Raw genomic sequence first — 2,326 nt, forward strand, 5'->3', positions numbered from 1 at the left:
CTCATGTAATAGGAGAGCTTATGATTGATGTTTTAATAATTGGTGGTGGTAACGCTGCTCTTTGCGCAGCCCTCATGGCACGTGAAGCAGGAGCCAGCGTCATGCTACTTGAGGCATCTCCTCGTGAGTGGCGCGGTGGTAATTCTCAACATACCCGTAACCTGAGGTGTATGCACGACGCCCCACAGGATGTGCTAGTCGATGCTTATCCTGAAGAGGAATACTGGCAGGACTTGCTGAAAGTCACGGGTGGCAACACGAATGAAGAGCTGGCCCGCCTGGTTATTCGGGAGTCCTCCAGCTGTCGTGACTGGATGCGCCAGCACGGTGTCCATTTCCAACCCCCTCTTTCAGGTGCTCTGCATGTAGCGCGTACCAACGCCTTTTTCATGGGTGGTGGCAAAGCACTGGTTAACGCCTACTACCGTAGCGCTGAGCAACTGGGCGTACAAATTCGTTATAACACCCCGGTTGAAGACCTGGAAATTCAGGATGGCCGCTTTATCGCAGCTCTGGTACCTGAGCGAGAGGTTGATGGCACCCGTTTGCCTGCAGAACGTATTGAAGCAAAAAGCTGTGTTTTAGCTGCCGGTGGATTTGAATCCAACCGTGAGTGGTTACGGGAAGCCTGGGGACAGAATGAAAGAGGGGAATACCCATCTGACAACTTTCTGATTCGCGGCACCCGTTTCAACAAGGGCACGCTGTTAAAGCGCATGATCGATCTGGGTGCCGATAGTATTGGCGATCCGACTCAGGCACATATGGTCGCCATTGATGCCCGGGCACCGCTTTACGATGGCGGTATCTGCACACGCATCGATTGCGTATCCCTCGGTGTCGTCGTCAACAAGGAAGGCGAACGTTTCTACGATGAAGGCGAAGACTTCTGGCCCAAGCGTTACGCTATCTGGGGGCGCCTGGTCGCTCAACAGCCGGGACAGGTCGGTTACTCTATCATCGACAGCAAAGCCGTTGGCAACTTTATGCCTCCGGTGTTCCCCGGTACAAAGGCTGACTCACTGGAAGAATTGGCCGATCAGCTCAACCTGCCCCGCGAAACCTTCACACGCACTCTGCAGGATTACAATCAGGCATGCCGCCCCGGCACGTTTAACCACACAGAGTTGGACGATTGTATTACAGAAGGCGTTACGCCAGCCAAAACCCACTGGGCACGGCCCATCGATACCCCACCCTTTTACGGCTACGCACTCAGACCTGGGGTGACGTTTACCTATCTAGGCCTGAAAACCGATGACACCGCAGCAGTCCACTTTGATGAACAGCGCAGCGACAACCTCTTCGTAGCGGGTGAAATGATGGCGGGCAATGTATTAGGCAAGGGCTATACGGCAGGGGTAGGCATGTCGATAGGTACGGCTTTTGGCCGGATTGCCGGACGTAATGCCGCGTCATACAGCATGGGCAAATAGCCTTTTGATTATCTGAATGAACAATAAGTAAAACCACTATGAAAGCTGAAAACAATCTAATTCCGGTGCTGAATACCGACGAAGAAGAAGTTAACCGGCAGCTGCAGATCTGTAACGCCTGTCGCTATTGTGAAGGCTTCTGTGCTGTTTTCCCTGCTATGACCCAACGGCTGGAATTCGGGAAAGCGGATATTCACTACCTGGCTAATCTGTGTCACAACTGTGGCGCTTGCCTGCATGCGTGCCAGTACGCAACCCCCCATGAGTTTGCGGTTAACGTTCCACAATCCATGGCGAAAGTCCGTCTGCACACCTATACGGAGTATGCCTGGCCCCGCAAACTGGGAAGCCTGTATAAGCACAATGGCCTGACGCTGGCGCTTTCCACCGCACTGGCTCTGGGACTTTTTCTGATTCTGACATTACTGGTTCAGGGCAATCTCTTCACTCAGGTTGAGGGAGGAAATTTTTATCAGATTTTCCCGCACAACACGTTAGTTGCCATGTTTGGCTCAGTATTCGGTTTTTCCGCACTGGCCTTAATACTGGGCGTGGTTCATTTCTGGCGCAAAATTGCCCCCGGTGAGAAACAGGTTCAGGAATCCGTTCCGGCCCTGATGCAAACCGGCAAAGCCGCCCTGACACTGAAATATCTGGATGGTGGGCACGGTGAAGGCTGCAATAACGAAGATGATGCCTATACCCTCGCGCGCCGACGTTTCCATCATCTGACCTTCTACGGGTTCATGCTCTGCTTTGCCGCAACCTCTGTAGCAACCCTGTATCACTACATCATGGGATGGGCAGCGCCTTACCCTGTCTTTAGCCTTCCCGTGATTCTGGGTGTTATCGGCGGCATTGGGCTGTTAATCGGTCCGGCCGGATTGCTA

At 53.1% G+C, this 2,326-nt stretch carries 2 protein-coding genes; both read left to right on the plus strand.

Annotated elements, in window-relative coordinates; genetic code table 11:
* Positions 1-20: 20 nt before the first annotated feature.
* The gene (tcuA, locus tag ACYZYZ_RS08115) at positions 21-1,436 is read left to right on the plus strand and encodes an FAD-dependent tricarballylate dehydrogenase TcuA (RefSeq protein ID WP_461483905.1); all 1,416 of its coding nucleotides are present in this window, start codon (positions 21-23) and stop codon (positions 1,434-1,436) included.
* A 38-nt stretch (positions 1,437-1,474) separates the two neighbouring features.
* On the plus strand, positions 1,475-2,326 hold an 852-nt coding region (gene tcuB, locus ACYZYZ_RS08120; protein WP_461483906.1), incomplete at its 3' end, for a tricarballylate utilization 4Fe-4S protein TcuB.

This window comes from Porticoccus sp., from assembly GCA_023261185.1.
In the GTDB taxonomy this organism is placed as follows: Bacteria; Pseudomonadota; Gammaproteobacteria; order Pseudomonadales; family Porticoccaceae; genus Porticoccus; species Porticoccus litoralis.

Excerpts from the sequence above, each read along its gene's own strand:
- tcuA (WP_461483905.1), top strand. The coding sequence starts at position 21 with ATGATTGATGTTTTAATAATTGGTGGTGGTAACGCTGCTCTTTGCGCA.